At 64.4% G+C, this 21,459-nt stretch carries 19 protein-coding genes; 16 read left to right on the forward strand and 3 right to left on the reverse strand.

What is annotated here, in order from left to right; genetic code table 11:
- Positions 1–17: 17 nt before the first annotated feature.
- The 9 genes from ruvB (at position 18) to C793_RS0107640 (ending at position 7,513) form a co-directional block, all read left to right on the forward strand.
- Positions 18–1,055: a Holliday junction branch migration DNA helicase RuvB gene (gene ruvB, locus C793_RS0107600; RefSeq protein WP_017430340.1), complete on the forward strand. Its 1,038-nt coding sequence runs from the start codon at positions 18–20 to the stop codon at positions 1,053–1,055.
- Positions 1,052–1,456: a tol-pal system-associated acyl-CoA thioesterase gene (ybgC, locus tag C793_RS0107605; RefSeq protein ID WP_017430341.1), complete on the forward strand. Its 405-nt coding sequence runs from the start codon at positions 1,052–1,054 to the stop codon at positions 1,454–1,456. Before ruvB ends, ybgC begins: the two co-directional genes overlap by 4 nt.
- A 158-nt stretch (positions 1,457–1,614) precedes the next feature.
- Positions 1,615–2,301 (forward strand): protein TolQ, encoded by a 687-nt coding sequence (tolQ, locus tag C793_RS0107610; protein WP_017430342.1) that lies wholly within the window; start codon positions 1,615–1,617, stop codon positions 2,299–2,301.
- Positions 2,302–2,315: 14 nt separating this feature from the next.
- Positions 2,316–2,753, forward strand: coding sequence for a protein TolR (tolR, locus tag C793_RS0107615; protein ID WP_017430343.1), 438 nt, complete (start codon positions 2,316–2,318; stop codon positions 2,751–2,753).
- Positions 2,746–3,792: a cell envelope integrity protein TolA gene (gene tolA, locus C793_RS0107620; RefSeq protein ID WP_017430344.1), complete on the forward strand. Its 1,047-nt coding sequence runs from the start codon at positions 2,746–2,748 to the stop codon at positions 3,790–3,792. The genes tolR and tolA overlap by 8 nt, the downstream gene beginning before the upstream one ends.
- A gap of 5 nt (positions 3,793–3,797) precedes the next feature.
- On the forward strand, positions 3,798–5,120 hold the full coding sequence (gene tolB / locus C793_RS0107625) for a Tol-Pal system beta propeller repeat protein TolB (RefSeq protein WP_051038354.1): 1,323 nt from the start codon (positions 3,798–3,800) through the stop codon (positions 5,118–5,120).
- 82 nt (positions 5,121–5,202) lie between these two features.
- On the forward strand, positions 5,203–5,820 hold the full coding sequence (pal, locus tag C793_RS0107630; protein ID WP_017430346.1) for a peptidoglycan-associated lipoprotein Pal: 618 nt from the start codon (positions 5,203–5,205) through the stop codon (positions 5,818–5,820).
- 35 nt (positions 5,821–5,855) lie between these two features.
- The gene (gene ybgF, locus C793_RS0107635; protein ID WP_017430347.1) at positions 5,856–6,713 is read left to right on the forward strand and encodes a tol-pal system protein YbgF; all 858 of its coding nucleotides are present in this window, start codon (positions 5,856–5,858) and stop codon (positions 6,711–6,713) included.
- 38 nt (positions 6,714–6,751) lie between these two features.
- Positions 6,752–7,513, forward strand: coding sequence for a YciK family oxidoreductase (locus tag C793_RS0107640; protein ID WP_017430348.1), 762 nt, complete (start codon positions 6,752–6,754; stop codon positions 7,511–7,513).
- 78 nt (positions 7,514–7,591) lie between these two features.
- On the opposite strand, the gene C793_RS0107645 is transcribed toward C793_RS0107640, so the two are convergent.
- Entirely contained in the window at positions 7,592–8,272 is a 681-nt protein-coding gene (locus tag C793_RS0107645; RefSeq protein ID WP_017430349.1) for an HAD-IA family hydrolase, read from the reverse strand.
- Positions 8,269–9,003 carry a bifunctional 2-polyprenyl-6-hydroxyphenol methylase/3-demethylubiquinol 3-O-methyltransferase UbiG gene (ubiG, locus tag C793_RS0107650; protein ID WP_017430350.1) on the reverse strand — a complete coding sequence of 245 codons (735 nt, stop codon included), beginning with the start codon at positions 9,001–9,003 and terminating at the stop codon, positions 8,269–8,271. The genes C793_RS0107645 and ubiG overlap by 4 nt, the downstream gene beginning before the upstream one ends.
- A gap of 193 nt (positions 9,004–9,196) precedes the next feature.
- On the opposite strand from ubiG, the gene galU reads away from it, so the two are divergent.
- The 6 genes from galU (at position 9,197) to msrA (ending at position 19,039) form a co-directional block, all read left to right on the forward strand.
- Entirely contained in the window at positions 9,197–10,111 is a 915-nt protein-coding gene (galU, locus tag C793_RS0107655; protein WP_017430351.1) for a UTP--glucose-1-phosphate uridylyltransferase GalU, read from the forward strand.
- The gene (locus C793_RS0107660; RefSeq protein WP_017430352.1) at positions 10,099–11,412 is read left to right on the forward strand and encodes a nucleotide sugar dehydrogenase; all 1,314 of its coding nucleotides are present in this window, start codon (positions 10,099–10,101) and stop codon (positions 11,410–11,412) included. The genes galU and C793_RS0107660 overlap by 13 nt, the downstream gene beginning before the upstream one ends.
- 20 nt (positions 11,413–11,432) lie before the next feature.
- A complete protein-coding gene (locus C793_RS0107665; RefSeq protein ID WP_017430353.1) occupies positions 11,433–12,152 on the forward strand; it encodes a hypothetical protein in 720 nt (239 codons plus the stop codon).
- A gap of 33 nt (positions 12,153–12,185) precedes the next feature.
- Positions 12,186–14,186 (forward strand): autotransporter assembly complex protein TamA, encoded by a 2,001-nt coding sequence (gene tamA / locus C793_RS0107670; RefSeq protein WP_017430354.1) that lies wholly within the window; start codon positions 12,186–12,188, stop codon positions 14,184–14,186.
- A 9-nt stretch (positions 14,187–14,195) separates the two neighbouring features.
- On the forward strand, positions 14,196–18,335 hold the full coding sequence (tamB, locus tag C793_RS0107675; RefSeq protein WP_026106177.1) for an autotransporter assembly complex protein TamB: 4,140 nt from the start codon (positions 14,196–14,198) through the stop codon (positions 18,333–18,335).
- Positions 18,336–18,427: 92 nt separating this feature from the next.
- A complete protein-coding gene (gene msrA, locus C793_RS0107680) occupies positions 18,428–19,039 on the forward strand; it encodes a peptide-methionine (S)-S-oxide reductase MsrA (RefSeq protein ID WP_017430356.1) in 612 nt (203 codons plus the stop codon).
- A 15-nt stretch (positions 19,040–19,054) separates the two neighbouring features.
- Here msrA and can read toward each other — a convergent pair whose 3' ends face one another.
- The gene (can, locus tag C793_RS0107685; protein WP_017430357.1) at positions 19,055–19,702 is read right to left on the reverse strand and encodes a carbonate dehydratase; all 648 of its coding nucleotides are present in this window, start codon (positions 19,700–19,702) and stop codon (positions 19,055–19,057) included.
- A 275-nt stretch (positions 19,703–19,977) separates the two neighbouring features.
- Here can and gorA point away from each other — a divergent pair, with 275 nt between their 5' ends.
- On the forward strand, positions 19,978–21,360 hold the full coding sequence (gene gorA / locus C793_RS0107695) for a glutathione-disulfide reductase (RefSeq protein WP_017430359.1): 1,383 nt from the start codon (positions 19,978–19,980) through the stop codon (positions 21,358–21,360).
- Positions 21,361–21,459: the final 99 nt, after the last annotated feature.

Below are 21,459 nucleotides of genomic sequence, written 5' to 3' on the forward strand. Positions count from 1 at the left end.
CATGACCGAGCAGAACGATGATTGAACACGACCGGCTGATTGCAGCCGAGCCGGAAGACGGTGAGGTCAAGGTCGATTACGCCATCCGCCCTCGGCGGCTGGCCGACTATATTGGCCAGCCGCCGGTCCGGGAACAGCTGGAAATCTTTATCGGCGCGGCCCGGCTGCGCGAGGAAAGTCTGGATCACACCCTGGTGTTTGGCCCGCCGGGGCTGGGCAAGACCACGCTGGCCCATATCATCGCCACGGAAATGGGCGTGGGGCTCAAGTCGACCTCCGGCCCGGTGCTGGAACGCGCGGGGGATCTGGCGGCGATCCTCACCAACCTGGAAGCAGGCGACGTTCTCTTCATCGACGAAATTCACCGTCTTTCGCCGGTGGTGGAAGAAGTTCTCTACCCGGCGATGGAGGATTTTCAGCTGGATATCATGATCGGCGAAGGCCCCGCGGCGCGCTCGATCAAGCTCGATCTGCCGCGTTTTACCCTGGTCGGCGCGACGACCCGGGCGGGCCTCCTGACTTCACCGCTGCGCGACCGCTTCGGGATTGTGCAGCGGCTGGAGTTTTATCACCTGGAGGCGCTATCCACCATTGTGGGGCGTTCGGCCGAGTTGATGAACGTCGCCACAAGCGATGACGGAGCCGTCGAGGTGGCCCGGCGCTCCCGGGGCACGCCGCGTATCGCCAACCGCTTGCTGCGCCGGGTGCGCGACTATGCCGACATCAAGGGAGACGGTCGCGTGGACGTGGCGATTGCCGACGCCGCGCTCAACATGCTGAACGTCGATCACCACGGCCTGGATCACATGGATCGCCGGCTGTTGCTCGCCATGATGGACAAGTTTGACGGCGGCCCGGTGGGAGTGGATTCCCTCTCCGCCGCCATCGGCGAGGAACGCGACACCATCGAAGACGTCATTGAACCCTACCTGATCCAGCAGGGTCTGATGATGCGCACGCCCCGGGGGCGGATGGTGACCCGTCAGGCCTGGACACACTTCGACCGGGTGCCCCATGAGGATGCCCGGTATGCCGCCGGCGAGGTGCGACCATGACCGCTGATCCGATGCTGTTCAATCTGCCGGTGCGCGTTTACATCGAGGATACCGACGCCGGCGGCATTGTGTATTACGTCAACTATCTCAAGTTCATGGAGCGTGCCCGCAGCGAGTGGCTACGCGAACGGGGGATGACCCAGGCCTCTCTGCTGGAAGAGCAGATCCAGCTGGTGGTACACCGTCTGGATTGCCACTATGCGCGCCCGGCGCGGCTGGATGATCTGCTGGACGTTACCGCGCAGGTAACGCAGCAGAGCCGCTGCCGGATGACGTTTGCTCAGGACGTTTACAGCGAGGGAATGCGGCTGTGCCGAGCCAACGTCGAGATAGCCTGTCTCGATGCGCAGCGCCTGCGGCCCCGCGCCTGGCCGCAGGCGCTCGCCGGGATTACGCAATGATCATGGAAATACCGCGCCACCGGGCGCGATGGCCCCGGTGAGCGTTTAAACTCGGCGCCACGCGCCAGGGGACGCAACACTCGAAATCAGCATCGACACCAGGCGCATCGCGACCAGGCGTATCGAGATCAAAGAGCAACGACGCAAAGAGGGTGACCGTGAACGATAACACCATGTCCATTCCCCACCTGGTAGCCAACGCCAGCCTGGTGGTGCAGCTGGTACTGCTGCTGCTGGTTGCTGCATCCCTGTTATCCTGGGTGATGATCTTCCAACGCAGCTTTGCGCTGGGGCGCGCCCGCCGGGCCCACGCCGCTTTTGAAAATACGTTCTGGTCCGGCGTTGACCTCAATGACCTTTACCGCGAGATACCCGCTGACGGTGACCGTCGCGGTGCCGAGCATATTTTTCAGTCGGGGTTTCGTGAGTTTCAGCGCCTGGCGGCCAAAACCTCCCGGGCCGACACCGTGCTGGAAGGCGTGCAGCGCAGCATGCGCGTCGCCTGGTCCCGGGAAGAAGCGCGCCTGAATCGCCATCTGGTATTTCTTGCCACGGTCGCGTCGGCCAGCCCCTACGTGGGTCTTTTTGGCACCGTCTGGGGCATCATGGGCTCGTTTCAGTCGCTGTCCATGGCCCAGCAGGCGACTCTGGCGACCGTTGCGCCCTGGATTGCCGAAGCCCTGATCGCCACGGCCATGGGGCTGTTGGCCGCGATTCCGGCGGTGGTGTTCTACAACCGCCTGTCCAGCCAGGCCACACACCTGTTGGGGCAATATGAAGACTTTGCCGAAGAGTTCTACGCCATTCTGCATCGCAATCTGCAAGGGCGTGAGGCCACGAGCTGACCGGGAGTTTCCCCATGCAAGGACCCTTTAATCGCAGTGGCCAGCGCCGCCCGATGGCGGAAATCAACGTGGTCCCGTTTATCGACGTCATGCTGGTGCTGCTGGTCATTTTCATGATTACCGCGCCCATGCTCAACCAGGGCGTGGACGTGGATCTGCCCCAGGCGCCTGCCGAACCGATTGATACCCCGGACGATACCGAGCCGGTGATCGTCTCGGTGGACAAGGCGGGTGACTACTTTATTACCCTGGGCGAGGATACCACCGCGGTCGCGTCGGACGAGCTGGCCAAACGCGTCGGGGCGATTGTTCAGCGCCGCCCGGATACGCCGGTGCTGGTTCGCGGCGACCGTGACGTTGCCTACGGCCGGGTCGTGACGCTGATGACCACGCTGCAGCGCTCGGGGGTGGTCGACGTGGGGCTGATATCCGGGCCGGGTGATGATGAGTAAACGCGCGGGCAGCTATATTCTGCCGGCGGTGCTGGCGATTGCTCTGCACCTGGCGGTTGCGCTGCTTGGCTGGATCAATCTCCCCTGGGGAGAGGACGAACCCGATACCCGCTCGGTGGTTCAGGCAACGCTGGTCAGTACCCAAACCCGAACCGATAAAGCCCAGCAGGTGGACGAACAGCAGGCGGCCAATCAAACCCAACCGGACCCGGCTCCCGAACCCGACAACCCGCCCCGGGAAGAGGCACCCAGCGACCTCGAGCAGGCGGTGATTGACCAGGCCAGCGACATGGCCGACAAGCGTCGGGAGCAGGCGCGGGAAGAAGCCCGGGAAGAGGAGCGCGCGGCCGCTCGCCGCCGCGAGAAAGAGGCCGAGGAAGCGGCGCAAAAGCAGCGCGAAGCAGAAGAAAAGCGCGAGGCCGAAAAGCAACGCGAGCAAGAGGAGCGCAGGAAGCGCGAGGAAGAGGCGAAGCGCAAGGCCGAAGAAAAGCGTCAGCAGGAGCAAGCCCGAAAAGAGCGCGAAGCAGAGAAAAAACGCAAGGCCGAAGAGCAGCGCCGGAAAGAGGAAGAAGCCCGCCAGGAGCGCGAGGCGGAAAAGGAGCGACAGCGGCAAGCGGCCGAGGAAGCCGCTCGCAAAAAGCGCGAAGCGGAAGAAAAGCGCAAGCGGGAAGAAGCCGAAGCAGCCATGCAGCGCGAGCTGGAAGGGGAAAGGCAGGCAGCGGCCGCAAAAGCGGAACAGGCCGAAGAAGCGGCCAATCATTTCAAGAGTATCGTCAAGGCGGCCGTCGAGCAGGCGTGGCGCATTCCGCCCCGGGCCAACGACAGCATGACCGCTAAAATCAGCGTGCGTCTGGGGCCTTCGGGCGAGGTACTGGCGACTACGGTAGCCAATTCCAGCGGCGACGGCGGCTTTGATCGCTCGGCCGTGCAGGCCGTGGAAGCTGCCGCGCCCTTTACCGAACTGCGGGATATAGCACCGGAGCAACAGCCCGCGTTACGTCGATTCAACCTACTTTTCACACCGGGAGAGGTGCGCTGATGAAAATGCCGGAAAATCTACCGCTGCGCTCTGCATACCTTGCGCATGCCGCCGTGGCATTGGCGCTTGTGCTGTTCGCGAGCATGGCCCGTGCCGATGACCTGACGATCGAGATTACCCGTGGCAGCGACAGCGCTACCCCGATCGGCGTGGTGCCGTTTCAGGGCAGCGACAGCCTGTCAGGCGACGTGGCACGCATTGTTCAGGACGATCTGGCGCGCAGCGGCTATTTCGACCCGCTTGCGCGGGATGCCATGTTTGCCCGGCCGCATAGCGCGGACGATGTCGCCTTCGGCGACTGGCGCTCGCTGGACGTGCGTTATCTGCTGGTAGGGCGTCGCGAACAAAACGCTGACGGCAACGCAATACGCTACGATCTGCTGGATGTCAGCGGCGGACGCCCGATCCTGCAGGAAAGCATCACGGTCGGCAGTGACCATCTGCGCGGCGCGGCACACCGCATCAGCGATGCTGTTTTCGAGGCCATCACCGATATTCGTGGCGCTTTCTCCACGCGGATTGCCTACGTGACCGCCCAGGGTGTTGGCGATAATATCGACTACGGGCTCTACGTCGCCGATGCCGACGGCCACAACAGCCAGAGCGTGCTGACGTCCAACGAGCCCATACTCTCGCCGGCCTGGTCGCCGGATGGCAAAAAACTCGCGTATGTCTCGTTTGAAAACGAGCGTCCGTCGATTTATGTCCAGCAGGTCTCCAGCGGCGAGCGTATCCGGCTGACCGACTTCGACGGCATCAACGGCGCGCCGGCCTGGTCGCCGGATGGCCGCCGGATGGCCATGTCGCTGTCCCGGGACGGCCAGCCGGAAATCTATCTGATGAATCTGGCCGACCGCGAAATTCAGCGCCTGACGCACAACGCAAGTATCGATACCGAGCCGTCCTGGGCACCGGACGGGCGCAGCCTGGTATTTACCTCGGATCGCAGCGGAGGCCCGCAGCTGTACCGCTACTCGCTGGACAGCGGCCAGGCCGAGCGGCTGACGTTCACCGGTCAATACAATGCTCGGGGGCGTATCGGGCCCTATAGCGAGCAAGTTTTCATGGTGCATCGCTCGAAGCAGGGCTACCAGGTCGCCCGCCAGGATCTGGAGTCGGGCCGTCTGGTGGTGCTGAGCGACAGCACCCAGGATGAATCGCCGAGTATTGCACCCAACGGCACCATGCTACTCTTTGCCACTCAGCAGGGTGGAAAGGGTGTGCTGAGCGCCGTTTCGGTAGACGGCCGTGCGTCGTTCCGGCTGCCCGCGGCCAGCGGCGATGTACGCGAACCCGCGTGGTCGCCGTTTCCGTCGTCGGGGCGGTAACGCCCCCGTCGCGCCGCTGCCGTGACCACGGCTCGGCACTCCGCGTTTTATTGGCCCATTACTCAAATCAGGGAGCAACGCCATGTCATTGCCCAACCGCTTTTCCTCCATTGCCGCGTCGTCCATCGCCGGCCGGCAGCGGACGCCATTGAAACCGCTGGCCCGCTTTTTTGTCCTGGCGCTGGCCGTGGCGGTAACGGCCGGCTGTTCCAGCACCGGCGGCACCCAGGGCGGTGAGTCGTACGGTGATGCCACCGGTAGCAACGGCACCCGGGGTAACGGCGCCAGCACGTCGGGAACCGGCAGTGGCGGCCAGTATGGTACCGATGGCGCCGGCCGCAGCGACGTCGGGCAGCAGGCCGACTCGCGTATTCCCGAGGTGCGGACCATCTATTTCGCCTTTGATCGCGACACCATCAAGGACGAATATGAATCGGTCGTCATGGCCCATGCTCGCTACCTGCGCACCAACGATGACGCCCACGTCGTGTTGAAAGGCCATACCGACGAGCGCGGTACCCGGGAATACAACCTCGCGCTGGGCGAGCGCCGTGCCAACGCGGTCAAGCGCTTTTTGCGCGTACAGGGTGTTTCCAGCTCGCGGATGAGCGTGGTCAGCTACGGCGAAGAGCGGCCGGCCGTGCGGGGTAACGACGACCAGGCCCGTGGCCGGAATCGCCGCGTTCAGTTCAGCTATTAACCGGGCAGCGTAGCGCCGGCCCTGCAGGAGCCATCATGTCATACAGCCTTACGCATGCCGTCCGATGCGCCGCAAAAGCGCGGGGACTCTGCTGCCTGGTGGCCGTGTGCGCCGCCTTGCCCCTCGGGGCCGTGGCGCAAAAGCCCGCCGTGGAGGACCTGTCGGGTTCATCGGACAGCCTTTATCAGCAGACCGAAACCCGCTCGTCGGGTAGCCTGGTCATGTTCAACCAGGTGCAGGAACAGCAGCGCCGGCTACAGCAGTTGCAGGGCCAGGTGGAGGAGCTGCGCCATGCGCTGGAAAAGCTGAAAAGACAGTCGCAGCAGCGCTACCTGGATCTTGATCAGCGGCTGGCGAAGGCGGCGCAGTCGTCAACAGCGCCCGACAGCGATAATGACCCGGCGTCCGAGGCGGAAGCCGCAGGTGGTGACGCCGACAGCGACGTCGATGGGGACTCTGAAAGCGCGGCGGCGGGGCAGAGCGATACCGCCGAAGGCGAAAATGATGCCGGAAAAGCCGACAACGCCGAAGCGCAAAAGGCCTACCAGGCGGCGTTTGCCCACGTTCAGGATCGCGAATTCGACAAGGCGATCAGCGCTTTTCAGGCCTTTGTCAGCGACTACCCGAACACCGGGCTGACGCCCAACGGCTACTACTGGCTGGGCGAGCTGTATGCCGCGGGCGATGCGCTGGAAGACGCCGACCAGGCCTTTACCCGGGTGGTAGACCAGCACCCCGAGAGCAGCAAGGTGCCCGATGCCATGTACAAGCTGGGTTTGATCAAGCAGCGCCAGGGCGACGACGAGCGCGGCCGCGAGCTGTTTGAACAGGTCAGGGAAGACTATCCGCAGAGCAGCGCCGCGAGTCTCGCAAAAGATGAGTTACGCCGATAACACCGGCTGTTGCAACCGCCGCCAACTCAAGGAAAAGCATGAACTGCAAGATTGACTATCAGCCTCGTGAAGACCTGCTGCAAGGGCGAATCCTGGTGGTGACCGGTGCCGGTGACGGCATCGGTCGGGCCGCTGCGCTGGCCTATGCGCGACACGGCGCGACGGTTATTCTGCTGGGGCGTACCGTCGACAAGCTGGAAAGCACCTACGACGCCATCGAAGCCGCCGGAGGGCCGCAGCCGGCGATTTTTCCGCTGAATCTTGAAGGCGCCAGCCTGCGTGACTACCAGGATATGGCGGAAACGCTGCACAACGAATTCGGCCGTCTGGACGGTCTGCTGCACAATGCCGGGCTGCTGGGGCGCATCACGCCCTTTGAACAGTACAATCCCGAGCTCTGGGAGCAGGTAATGCAGGTCAACGTCAACGGGCCGATATGGATGACCCAGGCGCTGCTGCCGCTGTTGCAGGCCTCCGACGACGCATCGGTCATCTTTACCTCCTCGGGTGTAGGGCGCCAGGGGCGTGCTTACTGGGGCGCCTACGCGGTGTCGAAGTTCGCCACCGAAGGCTTCGTGCAGGTGCTGGCCGATGAGGTGGACAACCAGTATGCCATTCGCGTCAATACGCTCAATCCCGGCGCCACGCGGACGCAAATGCGCCGGGGGGCCTTTCCCGGTGAAGATCCCGAAACGCTGCGCACCCCCGATGACATCATGCCCACCTACCTGTGGCTGATGGGGCCGGACAGCCAGGGCGTCAACGGCGAACAGGTCGATGCCCAGCCGCCGCGCGCCTAGCGGTGTGTTGCTGGACCAGCGTCGCTGGCCCATCCATCAGCGAAGAAACGGCCTGGAGAACGCGCTGGCTATCCGTCCTTACGTTGCCTCGCGACAGGGCAGCGTCATGGCGTCGACCAGCGCCCGGCAGTCCTTGAACCAGACGTCGGCCGGCCAGCGGCGATAGTCATCCTCGGCGTCGATGTAGCCATAGCCCACGGCCACGGCGGTCATGCCGGCGGCTCGGGCAGCCTCCATATCGCGTCGATGGTCGCCTACGTACCAGCACGCTTGCGGCGCGGTCCCCAGCCGTCCGGCCGCTTCCCATAGCGGCTCGGGCGCGGGTTTTTTCACGGCGAGATCGTCGGCGCACAGCAGCGCTCCGGGGCGCAGGGCAAGCGCGTTCAGCAGCGGCTCGGCATAGCGCCGGGGCTTGTTGGTGACGATGCCCCAGGGGCGCCGCTGTGCTTCCCAGCGTTTCAGCCAGTCATCCAGCGGAGCAAACACCCGGCTGTGCTCGGCTACTGCCTGTTCGTAGGCATCCAGCAGCCGTGTCCGGGCGGCGTCGTGCTCGGGGTGCTGCTCATCGTGGCCCAGCGCCAGGGTGACCAGCGCGCTACCGCCGTTGGATACCTGGCCGCGAATCACCTCGTACGGCAGCGGGGCCAGACCGTGGTGGCGGCGCAGTATGTTGGTCGCGGCCGCCAGGTCGGGGGCGGTATCCACCAGGGTGCCGTCAAGGTCAAACAGCACCGCGTCGGGCAGAGCAGGAGAAGTCATGTGCGCTCCGGCTGACGACAGGCCATGATGTAGTTGACCGAGACATCGTCGGGCGCCAGCCGGTAGTGACGTGTGAGCGGGTTATAGGTCAGCCCGGTCTGCTCGTCGACGTCCAGCCCCGCGTGCCGGCACCAGGCGGCCATTTCCGAGGGGCGGATGAAGCGGTGGTAGTCGTGGGTGCCCCGGGGCAGCATGCCGAGCACGTATTCCGCGCCGACAATCGCCAGCAGCCGCGCCTTGTGCGTGCGGTTCAGCGTGGAGAAAAATACATGCCCGCCCGGGCGTACCAGCCGGCTGCAGGCGTGAATGATCGCAGCGGGATCGGGCACGTGCTCGAGCATTTCCATGCAGGTCACCACGTCGAAGCGACCGGGCTGTTCGTCGGCCAGAGTTTCCACGGCCAGGTGGCGATACTCCACCGCTACCCCGTGCTCCTCGGCGTGGCTCCGGGCGGCCTGCAGCGGCGCTTCGCCCAGGTCAATGCCGGTGACGTCCGCGCCGCGATGCGCCATCGATTCGCTCAGGATGCCGCCGCCGCAGCCGACGTCGAGCACCCGCTTGCCGGCCAGGCCGGCGCGCGCATCGATAAAGTCCAGACGCAGCGGATTGATATCGTGCAGCGGTTTGGAATCGCCGTCGCGATCCCACCAGCGAGCGGCGAGAGCTTCAAACTTGGCGACTTCTTCGGCGTCGACGTTGCCGCGAGAGGCTTGCCCGGCATTGGCGTGCATGTTTCGGCTCCTTGGGGGCAGTGTGTCGTGTATGATGGCCATTCTACCCATTCCCGGCCGGGAAAGCATGGTCTCGTCCCATCACCCTGGCCGAACAGAGACGGCATGAAGAAACGTATTTGGCCGTACGTATTTGACTGTATGTATTTAACTGCCGGTATTTGACCGTACGCACGAAGCCAGAAGGAGTGTCATGATTCGCAAGGCTGTACTTCCCGTGGCCGGGTTTGGCACCCGCTGCCTGCCCGCCTCCAAGGCGATTCCCAAGGAAATGATCACCGTGGTGGACCGGCCGGTGATTCAATACGTGGTCGAGGAAGCCGTTGCCGCGGGCATACGCGATATCGTGCTGGTCACCAGCAACAGCAAAAGCGCGATTGAAAATCACTTTGATACCCATGCCGAACTCGAAGCCAGCCTTGAAGCGAAGGGCAAGGAAACCCTGCTGCAAAGCATCCGCGATATTGTCCCGGACGACGTCAATATCATCAGCGTGCGCCAGGGTGAACCGCTGGGGCTCGGTCATGCGGTGCTCTGCGCGCGCCCGGTGATCGGCGACGACGCCCCCTTTGCCGTCCTGTTGCCGGACGTTCTGGTGGATAACGGCAGCGACCGCCCAGCGGGCTGCGACCTGAGCGGCATGCTGGCTTCGTATGCGCAAACCCGGGAAGCCCAGCTGATGGTCGAGGAAGTCGACTGGCAGCACGTCGAGCGCTACGGCATTGTGGCACCGGCCGACGAGGCACCGGAAGCAGGCAGCGCAGCGGATCTGGCCGGCATGGTGGAAAAGCCCGCGCGCGAGGCGGCGCCGTCAAACCTGGCGGTTATCGGCCGCTATGCGTTGCCCGGCAGTATTTTTCCGCTGCTGGCCGAAACGCCGCCGGGCGCCGGCGACGAAATTCAGCTCACCGACGCCATCGAAGCGCTGCGCGCCCGTCGCGGGGTCCAGGCCTATCGCATGGAAGGGCTGACCTACGACTGCGGTCAGCCGCTGGGTTACCTTGAGGCGACCCTGGCGTTCGGGCGTCGCCATGCCACCCTGGGCAAGGATTTCCGTTCGCTGATGTCACGCTACCGGATGCCCGAGGACCCTGCATGCGGATCCTGATTTACGGCAGCGAGCTGGGGGCGGCCACGGCAGCGGCAGCGCTGTCCTGGGTTGGCCACCGGGTAAGCTGGCTGCCCCACGCGTCGCAACCCTGGTCAACCTTGCGCCAGGCCGACTGGCTACGGCGTGAGCCCTGGCTGTTTGAGCAAATCCAGCAAAGTCTGGATAACGGCCATCTGTGCCTGCTGGATAGCCCCGACGCCACCGGCGGTGCCCTGGCCAGCGCCGACGCGCTCTGGTTGAGCCTGTCGCCGGATCAGCGCGGCGATGCCGCCGAGCTGCTGGAGCATCCGGCCATTCAGCGCTGTACGGGGCTGACACTGGTCAACAACTCGACGTTTCCCGTCGGCGAGACCGAACAGCTGGAGCAGCGGCTGGGTGCGGGGCACCAGTGCGTGGCGCTGCCCGATATGCTCGAGGAAGGCCGCGCATGGACGACGTTTACCCGGCCGTCGCGCTGGCTGCTGGGCTGCGACGATGACCGCAGTGAACGTCAGATACGCGAGATTCTGCGCGCCTTCAACCGCCGCAGCGAGGTGTTTCAGCGCATGCCGCGCCGGGCCGCCGAGCTCACCAAGCTGTCCATCAACGGTATGCTGGCCACCCGCATCAGCTACATGAACGAAATTGCCGGTCTGGCCGATACCCTGGGCGTCGACGTGGAATACGTGCGTCAGGGCATGGGCGCGGATACCCGCATCGGGTTCGAATATCTGTACCCGGGCTGCGGGTTCGGCGGGCCGAATTTTTCCCGCGACCTGATGAGGCTGGCCGACGTGCAGTCATCCAGCGGCCGTACCTCCGCGCTGCTCGATCGGGTCATGGACATCAACGAGCAGAAAAAAGAGACGCTGTTTCGCAAACTCTGGACGCACTGCGACGGAAATCTCCAGGGGCGCACGGTGGCGATCTGGGGGCTGGCCTTCAAACCCGGCACGGCCCGTATCGACCACGCCCCGGTGCTTACGCTGCTCGAAGCGCTTTGGGCCCAGGGCGCCAGGGTGCAGGTCCATGATCCCGCGGCCGTTCCCGCGCTGCTCGAAGCGGTCGGTCCGCGGCCTGATCTGGTAACGTTCACCGGGGAGCCTTACGACGCCTGCGAGGGCGCCGACGTGCTGATGCTGGTGACCGAATGGAAAGCCTACTGGAACCCGGACTGGGCGTATCTGGCCCGGACCTTGCAGGACAGGCTGGTACTCGACGGGCGCAATATTTATGATCCCGACTTTGTCGCGAGCTGCGGGCTTTACTATCGTGGCATCGGTCGTCGTGCTGATCCGTCATCTGCCTGCGCCGGGTAACACGGCCAGAGGGAGAGCTTATGTCTGAATCCGCTGCAGCGTCGCGCATAGTGCCCGACGTTGATCAAAGCCTTGATGCACAGCGCCTGCGCCAGCCGGTCAAACCCCGGCTATGGCCGCTATGGCTGCTGATTCTGGCGTTGATGGTCGCCATCGCCGCGCTGGCGGCGGGATTCTGGCTGGAACGTGAACAGCTTCGCAGCGAGCTGGAGCGCGTGGGCGGCGAGATCTCCAACATGCACGCCCGTCTGGATTCGGGTGACAACGCTGTACAAGACAAGATAACCCTGGTACAAGCTCAGGTCAGTACGCTGTTTCAGGAACAGGAACAGCTCGCCATGCGCTTCAACGCTACCCGCGAGGAGCTCATGAGCATGATACCCGCCAGCGAAGACCGGGTATCGGCAGAAGCCATCGACACGCTGCTGGAGCAGATCGAGGCGCAGCAACAGACCGCGAGCATGCGCGATGCCCGGCTGTCTGCGCTGAGCGCGTCGCTGGACTCGCTGGAAGACACCGCCAAGACGCAGCACGCGGCGCTCGACGATGACGTCGCCCGGCTCGAAAAAAGCGTCGACCGGCGTGCCGACCGCGATACCGCAGCGAACGAAAAACGCTACGCCGCGCTGAGCCAAACGCTTGAGGCGCTGGCACGTAAAAACGCCAAACTGGACGACGATTTGCGCCAGCTGCGACAGGCACAGCTGGCCCTCAGCGCGCAGCTGGAAATGCTGCGTTAACCGATACGCCCTCGACGGATCAGGATACACGCGATGGACAACCACCACCGGGGACGCTATCAACCGGGAAGTCGCCCACGGATACCAGCCCCCATAACCGGAACACGCCGACATGCGTGCCTGGCCGCGCTGCCGCTGCTGGGCGCCGCCTCGCTGGCATGGGGGATTGACGTCTCGGTCGACGGCGTTGAAGACCGGGTCGAGGCCAATATCCAGGCCTACCTGGAAAACCTCGATGGCGCCGAATATACCGCGCCCCGCCTGAAAAACGAGGTCAAGAGCCGCGCCGGCGAGGCCATGCGCGTCTACGGCTATTACCGGCCCGATATCAGCGTCACGGTTACCATCGAAGACGCTGAAGACGCTGAAGACGCTGAAGACGCTGAAAGCGAGGAAACCGACGCTGACGAGGGCGCGCAAACGGCAGACAAAAGCGTGGCCATCAGCGTCGAGCCCGGCGAACGGGTGCATATCGAAACGCTCGACATTAGCCTGGCCGGCGACGCCCGCCAGGATGAGCCCTTTATCCAGGCGATCGAGGACTTTCCCCTGGAGGAGGGCGATCCGCTGCGCCATCCGCCCTGGGATTCGCTGCGGGGCAAGCTCTCCGGCTCGGCGCTGGAACGCGGCTACTTTGACTGGCGCTTTGACCGCAAGCGCATGGAGGTGCGCCCCTATCAGCAGAGTGCGCGACTCTATCTGGCGTTTGACAGTGGCCAGCGCTACCGCTTCGGTGATGCCGTGATCAGCGGCAGTCATATCCAACCGTCGCGGCTACAGGCCATGCGCCCCTTTGACAACGGTGAACCGTATCTGGCCCGCTCGGTCGCCGAATATAACCAGCGGCTGGCGGAAACCGGCTGGTTCCGCTCGGTGATGGTACGCCCGCGGCTTGACAGCGTTCAGCAGCTGATCCAGTCGTCGTCAGGCAGCCGCAACGGCTGGTGGCAGAGCGCTACTGGGCAAAATACGGACGCACCTCAAGAGAGCCGGGGCAAGGCCCCGCAGCTGGAACGCGAGGCGCTGCAAAGCACCATGCGCCTATACCGGCAGAACCACACCCGGCTGCCCATTGATGTGGCCGTTAAACCGGCCGAGCGCCATCAGTTTGAAACCGGCGTCGGCTTTGCTACCGACGTGGGGCCGCGCATGCGCTTCAGCTGGGATCAGCCCTGGATCAATCGCTACGGCCACAGCCTGGACCACGACCTGTACGTGTCGGCTCCCGAGCAGCGCTTTTCGGGCACCTATACCGTGCCGCTGGAAGACCCGCTACGCGACAGCTATCGGCTGCAGTACGGCATCAAGAACCTTGACGACGGCGACACCCACTCGCTGGAGGGCACGGTCGAACTGGCGCGGCGCTGGAAATTCGACAACGACTGGGTGCAGTCGGTGTACGTGCGGACAACCTACGAAGATTTTACCCAGGGCGGGGAGAGCGACAAGGTCTTTATCTACTACCCGGGCATCCAGTGGACGCGTACCCGCACCCGGCAGCAGCGCTTTCCCGTCTGGGGAGACCGCCAGCAGCTGTCGCTGGAATACTCGGATACCGCCTGGGGGTCGGACGCGTCGTTTTTCCGCCTGACCGGCGATACCCAGTGGATCCGTACCCTGGGCGAGAAAAACCGCTTCGTCGGGGGGATCAGTGTGGGCGCCATCAGCACCGATGACTTCGACACGATTCCGCCATCGCTGCGCTTTTTCGCCGGCGGCGACAACAGCGTGCGCGGCTACTCCTACGAAAGCCTGGCGCCGCGCAACGACGACGGCAAGCTGCGGGGCGGCCAGCAGATGCTCACCGCAACCGCCGAGTATCAGCGCAACGTCACCGGCAACTGGTGGGGCGCGGCCTTTGTGGATACCGGCGATGCCTTTGACAGCTGGGGGCCCGATGAGCTGAACACCGGCGCCGGGCTGGGCGTACGCTGGGTGTCGCCGGTGGGTCCCATTCGCCTCGACGTGGCGCACCCGTTCGACGATGACGACGACGATTGGCGGCTGCACTTTTCCATCGGTCCCGAATTCTAGGAGACGCCCGTGCCCAACACTCGACCCACGCCGTCCGGACGCCGCCGGATGAGCGGCCGGCAGCGGCTCGGCGGCTTGACCTGGGCCGTATTGCGCCTGCTGTTCTGGCTGCCGCTGTGGTTGCTGGCCCTGATCATGCTGGTACTGGGGCTTGCACTGGCGCCTTTCGGTACCGGCTTTCTGCTGTCCCAGGCGGAAAAACATGATCTCGTCAGCGTGGAGCAGCATTCGGGCGGCCTGCTGGATGATTTCCATCTCCAGGGGCTGGCGGTGAATGTGCCGGGCATCCAGGCTCGCATCGGCGAGTTCGAGCTGGCCTGGGCGGACGACTGCCTGCTGTCCGGCAAACTCTGCGTGGACAAGCTCACGCTGGCGGACGCCGATATTCGTCTGTCACCGTCCGGCGAGCCGGCAGACTCCCCGCCGGAGCCGGAAGATGCCGACGCTTCAGGCGGCAACATCACGCTGCCGTTTCCCGTGGCGCTGCGCGAGCTGCGGCTGGATAACGTCAGCCTCCAGCTGGGCGACGGCACCCGGCTGAGCTGGGCGCACTTTTCCACCGCCGTTAACGCCGCTGATAGCCGCGTAACCGTTGAGCCCACGCAGCTGGATCAGCCGCGCCTGTATTTACCCCCCAGCCCCGGCGTGCGCCTCACCCAGGATCTGGAGACGCCGCTGTTCGCCGAGGGGATCGATGCCGCCATTGCCCTGCATGCGCCTGAGCCCGAAGAGCCGGATACGCAGGCGGAAGACCCCGTGCCTCTGGATGAGCAGCTGGCGGCCCGCGAGCCGGTGGAGCTTCCGACAATCCGGCTGCCGCTCAACGTCAAGCTGAAATCGCTGGCCGTCAACGATTTCGTCCTTAGCGGGGCGGCAAGCTATACGGTCAACAAACTGCGATTGGGGCTCGAAGGCAAGGCGGATCGCGTCACCCTGACGCAGTTCAACCTGGTGACCCCGGATGCCAGCGCGCGGCTGGATGCCGATACCACTTTGAGCCAGGCCTGGCCGCTATCGGCCAACCTGAAAGTGGTGCTGTTTCTGCCCGAGCTGATGCCCGAACTCAGTGGCGAGGAGCTCACCCTGGCGCTGTCCGGCGCGGCCGATGATCTCCACGCCGAGCTCAACGCCAGCGGAGCGGTCGACGCCCGATTAACCGCCAGCGCCAATCTGCTGGCCCCGACGCTGCCGTTCAAACTGCGCCTGCAAAGCGACGCCCTGCAGTGGCCGCTGCCGCCGGGGGATGCCGTCGCACTGGCCGAAAGCACCGCGGTCAATGCCGATGCCGCTACGCGCGTCGCGTCGCCGGAAGAGCGCCAGCCTGCAGCTGAGCCGGCGACAGCCGCAGCGCCCGCTGAAACGGCGGCGTACCGGCTACGCTCGCTGGATCTCGAAGCCGGCGGCGATCTCGAAGGCTACGAGGCACGGCTGGACTTCCAGGCGCAAGGGCCGACGCTTCCCGCTACCCGCGTTTCGCTGACCGGCAGCGGCGATATTACCCACTTTGCGTGGCAGCCGTTGTCGGTCAGCAGCGGTGACGGCCAGTTGTCCAGCCAGGGCCGGGTACAATGGCAGGCGCCGTTCCAGGCCGGGGCAACCCTGACGCTCGATGACATCGATCCCGGGCGTTTTGTCGAGTCGCTGGAAGGCCGGCTCAACGGCAACGCCGAGTTCAATCTGCGCCAGCTGGATGACCAGTGGGCCGTTCAAGTGCCCGGCGTGGAGCTCAGCGGCGAGCTTCAGGGCTATCCGCTATCGCTGGACGCCGCACTTGACGCCGACAGCAACCTCAACCTCGACATCAACCGGCTGGCCTTCGCTCAGGGCAACAATCGGCTGACCGCGAGCGGCCACGTCAGCGAGGACGCTATTGACCTGGACGCCGATATCGACCTGCGCGAGCTGGGCAGCATCGCCCCGCAGCTGAGCGGCAACCTCACCGGCGATATCCAGGCTCGCGGGCGTTTTCAGGCGCCCCGGCTTCAGGCCGAGCTCAATGGCGACGGCCTGGATGTTGCCGGCAATACGCTGAGCAAGCTGCGCCTGGACGCCGACGTAAGCGGCATTGACGATCCGGCTCTGGATGTCGGCCTCGAGCTCTCCGGGATTGAAGCCGGCGGCCAGTCGCTGGATAGCGTCACTCTGGATCTCGACGGCAAGCTTTCACAGCACCGGCTGACCCTCGAAGCCGACGGCGAGGCGGACAACGATACGCTGACGCGGGCCAACCTGGCACTGGATGGCGGCCTGCATCAGAAACAAAAACGCTACGACGCCACGCTTTCACCGCTGGAAGTCGATAGCGGCGCCGGCGATATTCGCCTGGCATCGCCGCTGGATATTCGCTATCGGCTGGATGCCGGTGAACTCGCGCTGACGCCTTTTTGCCTGCGCCGGGAGCAGGGCGGCGCCCTGTGCGCCGACCAGGCGGTCAAGGCGTCGGCGCAGCAGGGCGAAGCGGCCCTGGCGCTGCGCGAGGTCCCCATGGAAGCCGTCGAGCCGTTTCTCCCCGAGGGCTGGAAGCTCGAGGGAGATACCACGGCCGATCTCGCGGCGTCCTGGTCCGAAGGCGGCGACAGCTGGCAGGCCGAAGGCGACGTCAACAGCAATCTCAACGTGACGGCACTCAACAACTTTGGCCAGCCGGTCGCGCTGCCGCCGATCAGCCTCGAGGCAAAGCTCGGCGCCGATCCCCGTCGCGCCGATGCCGATGTAACACTGGCGCTGGACGACGCCGGCGATGCAACGCTTAACGTCGCCGTGGACGACCCGCTGGATACCGGCACCCTGGACGGCAATCTGGCCATCAACGATATCGCACTGGCGCCGTACAAGCCGCTGGTAGTGGGCATGTCCGACCTTGCCGGGCGTCTGGAGGGCGATGTGAACCTCGCCGGCTCAACGCAAAAGCCCGACCTGAACGGCAATATCGCGCTGAACGACCTGAACCTGGCCGGGCCGGATATTCCCGTAACGGTGCCCGACGGCCAGGTCGAGGTGTCATTCAACGGTGAACGCGGCCGCATCGACGGCTTTGTCGAGGCCGAGCGCGGCCGCCTGGCGATCAGCGGCGATGCCGCCTGGCCCGCCGACGCCGACTGGCGGGCCGATGTGGATCTCGACGCCGAATCGCCGCTGCTGGTCACGCTGCCCGCCTTCGGGCGTCTGGAAGCCGCGCCGGATATCCGCGTGCGAGCCAATCCCGAACGGCTGAAGGTCCGGGGTAAGGTGGACGTGCCCTGGGCGCGGCTGGAAGTGGGCGATATTCCCAAATCGGCCACGTCGCCCAGCGCGGATGAAGTTATCATTACCGAGCAGGATGACCGCGAGGCCGAGCGCCGTGAACGCCAGCAGGCCGCCGCCGATACGCCCAGCGCCGCCGACGAGCTCGAAAGCGGCGGCATGGCCATGGATGTGCGTATCAGCATCAACCTGGGCCGTGACATGCAGCTCGACGCCTATGGCCTGACTTCGGGGCTGGGCGGCTCGCTGGATGTCCGTCAGAACAGCGGCGGGCTGCAGCTGTTCGGTGATGTCAACCTGGAAGACGGGCGCTTTCAGGCTTTCGGTCAGGACCTGGTAATCCGCCGCGGCAAGATCTACTTCAGCGGGCCGCCGGGGCTGCCGGCGCTGGACTTCGAGGCGATTCGCAATCCCGAAGTGACCGAGGATGATGTGATTGCCGGCGTCAGGGTGACCGGCATTGCCGCCGAGCCGGATATCGCGATTTTCTCCGAGCCGGCCATGGACGAAACCCGGTCGCTGTCGTACCTGCTGCGCGGACGGGCGCCGGACGCTTCGGGAGACGGCGTCGACAGCGCCCTGACCACCGCACTGATCGGCATGTCGCTGGGGCGTGCCGGCGGCGCCGTGGGTTCGGTGGGCGAAGCCTTCGGCATCGACAATCTCACCCTGGATACTGCCGGCTCCGGTGACGATAGCCAGGTCGCTGTCAGCGGGCAGATCAACGACAAGCTCAAGGTCAGCTACGGCGTGGGGATTTTCTCGCCCATCGCCGAGCTGACGCTGCGCTACACGCTGCTGCGGGATCTGTACCTCCAGGCCGTATCGGGCGCCAATCAGGCCGTGGATTTGATTTACCAATTCAGCCGCGACGGCAACCCGGCCATACTCGACCCCGGAGATTGAGGCTTGCAGCCGTTACCCTCGACAAGTTGCCATACCCGAATCAGGTTCTTATACCTGAACCAGGTTGCCATATCGGAACAAAGGAGAGCGTTATGACACTCTTTGCCGGCGCACTCAGGGGCCGCGATGCCCCCATCAGCACCAGCGCCACACACCGGGTCAGCGGTGCCTCGCTGCACCCGCCGTTTCCCGAGGGGCATGCGGTCATCGTGCTGGGGATGGGCTGCTTCTGGGGCGTGGAACAGCTATTCTGGCAGCTTCCCGGCGTCTACGTGACGGCCGCCGGCTATGCCGGCGGTGACACGCCCAACCCCACTTACGAGGAAACCTGCACCGGACGTACCGGCCATGCCGAAGTGGTACAGGTTGTCTACGATCCGACGACCGTTGACGTCGAGGCGCTGCTGCGGATTTTCTGGGAAAACCACGACCCGACCCAGGGCAACCGCCAGGGCAACGATATCGGCCCGCAATATCGCTCGCTGATATTGACGACCACCGGCGCCCAGCGCCAGGCGGCCGAACAGAGCGCCACGGCGTTTCAGGCCTCGCTGACGCAGGCCGGGCGCGGTGACATTACCACCGAGATTCGCCCGCTGGAGCAGTTTTACTACGCCGAGGGTTACCACCAGCAATATCTGGCGCAAAACCCCGACGGCTATTGCGGCCTCAAGGGCACCGGCGTCAGCTGCCCCGCGGGCTAGAAGGCGGCGGTCCGGTCAGTCGCCGGGCGTCAGGCGGTCAATGCGGTAAAGGGTTTCCACCTGGTCGAGCCCCGAAACGGTGCAGTCGAGGTTTTTCACCAGGCCATCGCCAAGCCCGTAGACCCAGCCGTGCACGGCGACATCCTGGCCGCGCTGCCAGGCGCGCTGGAGAATCTTGGTGCGGCACAGGCTCTTGACCTGGGCCTTGACGTTGAGCTCGCACATGCGATCGATCTGTTCGTTGATCGGCAGGTGATCCAGCGAGCTGCGGTGCAGGTTGTACAGCTCGCGCACCGAGTGCAGCCAGAAATCCACCACGCCACATTCACCGCCCTCGATGGCCGCGCCGATACCGCCGCAGCCGTAGTGCCCGACCACGAGGATATGCTTGACCCTGAGCACGTCCACGGCAAATTGCACCACGGACAGGGCGTTCATGTCGGTGTGGTTGAGCAGGTTGGCCACGTTGCGGTGAACGAAGACTTCCCCCGGCGGCAGGGCGATAATCTGGTTGGCCGGAACGCGGCTGTCCGAACAGCCGATCCACATATAGTCGGGGTTTTGCTGACGCGACAGGCGGGCAAAGTAGTCGGGGTCTTCCTCACGAATTTGCTCGGCCCATTGACGATTGTTTTCCAGCAGATGATTCAGCGAGTCAGGCATGGGTCTCTCGGTTGGTAAGCGGTGGCAAGACAGGGTGAATAAGGGTTACAGGAAAAAGGATTACAGGAAAAAAGATTACAGGAAAGGGTTACAGGAAAAGTTGAAAGAGAGCTGAAAAAAGAAGGTTGAAAAACGCCGGCCAAGGCCGAAACAACCCGGTCAGGATCGGCCTTCAGCGCTTTTCCCGGCGCGCCAATGCCCCGGGTTAAATCGCGTGACGCCAGTCACGGGCGCTGCTGGCGTAACGGCCGAGGCACATTGCACAGGAGCATATAATGGCAGACGCAGCATCCTATGAGTATGACCTTTTTGTTATCGGCGCCGGCTCCGGCGGCGTCCGTGCAGCCCGCACGGCGGCCGCTCAGGGCGCCCGCGTGGGCATTGCCGAAGATCGCTACCTGGGCGGTACCTGCGTCAACGTCGGCTGTGTGCCCAAGAAGCTGTATTCGTACGCCGCCCACTTTCACGACACCTTCGACGACGCCGAAGGGTTTGGCTGGGAGCTCGACGCCCCCGCGAGGTTCAACTGGAGCACGCTGCGGGAAAACAAGAAAGGCGAGATCAAACGGCTCAACGGAATTTATCAGCGTCTGCTCGAAAACGCCGGCGTCACCCTGTGCAATGCCCGGGCCAAAGTCGACGGCGCGCACAGCCTGACGCTGTTCAGTGACCAGGGCGAGCAGCACATCACGGCGGAAAAAATCCTGGTGGCCACCGGCGGCTGGCCCTGGGTCCCGGATTTTCCCGGGGCGGAACACGTGGTGGATTCCAATCAAGTCTTCGATCTGGACCGCTTTCCCGAGCGTTTTCTGGTCCTCGGCGGCGGCTATATTGCCGTGGAATTTGCCAGCATCTTCAACGGACTGGGCAGCGAGACCCACCTGATCTACCGGCGGGATCTGTTTCTCCGCGGTTTCGATGATGAGGTCCGCGAGTTCACCCGGGACGAGATGGAACGCAAGGGCACCCACCTGCATTTCAATACGCATATCAGCCGCATCGACAAGGGCTCGAACGGCTACCGCGTCACCTTCACCGACGGCAAAACGCTGGAAGTCGACGCCGTGCTTTCGGCAACCGGCCGCCGCGCCAACGTGGAAGGCCTGGGGCTGGATACGCTGGGAATTACCCTGGATGCCCAGGGCAAGATTCCGGTCAACGAGCGCTTTGAAACCGCGGTGCCGTCGATACTCGCGCTGGGAGATCTGATCGACGGCCCCGAGTTGACGCCGGTCGCGCTGGCGGAAGCGATGCAGCTGACGGGCCTTCACTTTACCCCGGAGCCACCGGAACCGCTGGACTATTCGCGTATTCCCACGGCGGTTTTCTGCCATCCCAATATCGGGACCGTGGGACTCTCCGAAGAGGCCGCCAGGGAGCAGCACGGCAGCATCCGCGTCTATCGCACCGATTTCCGCGCCATGCAGCATACGCTCTCCGGCAGCCAGGAACGCACGCTGATGAAGCTGGTCGTGGATGATGCCAGCGATGTGGTGCTCGGCGCGCACATGGTGGGGGACGACGCCGGCGAGCTGATCCAGGGCATTGCCATTGCCGTGCGCGCCGGTCTGACCAAGGCCGACTTCGACCGCACCGTGGGCATCCATCCCACCGGGGCCGAAGAGTTTGTCACCCTGCGTACCCCGGACCGTCGCTGAGCCGAGTCCGTTCGGTAACGCAGCGCAAGCGCCCGCGTGGCGCCTCGCCACTATACGATAAAGTTATAGATACCCGGCGGTGAATGCCGGGGTTTTTGA

The organism is Vreelandella jeotgali Hwa (genome assembly GCF_000334215.1).
GTDB lineage: Bacteria > Pseudomonadota > Gammaproteobacteria > Pseudomonadales > Halomonadaceae > Vreelandella > Vreelandella jeotgali.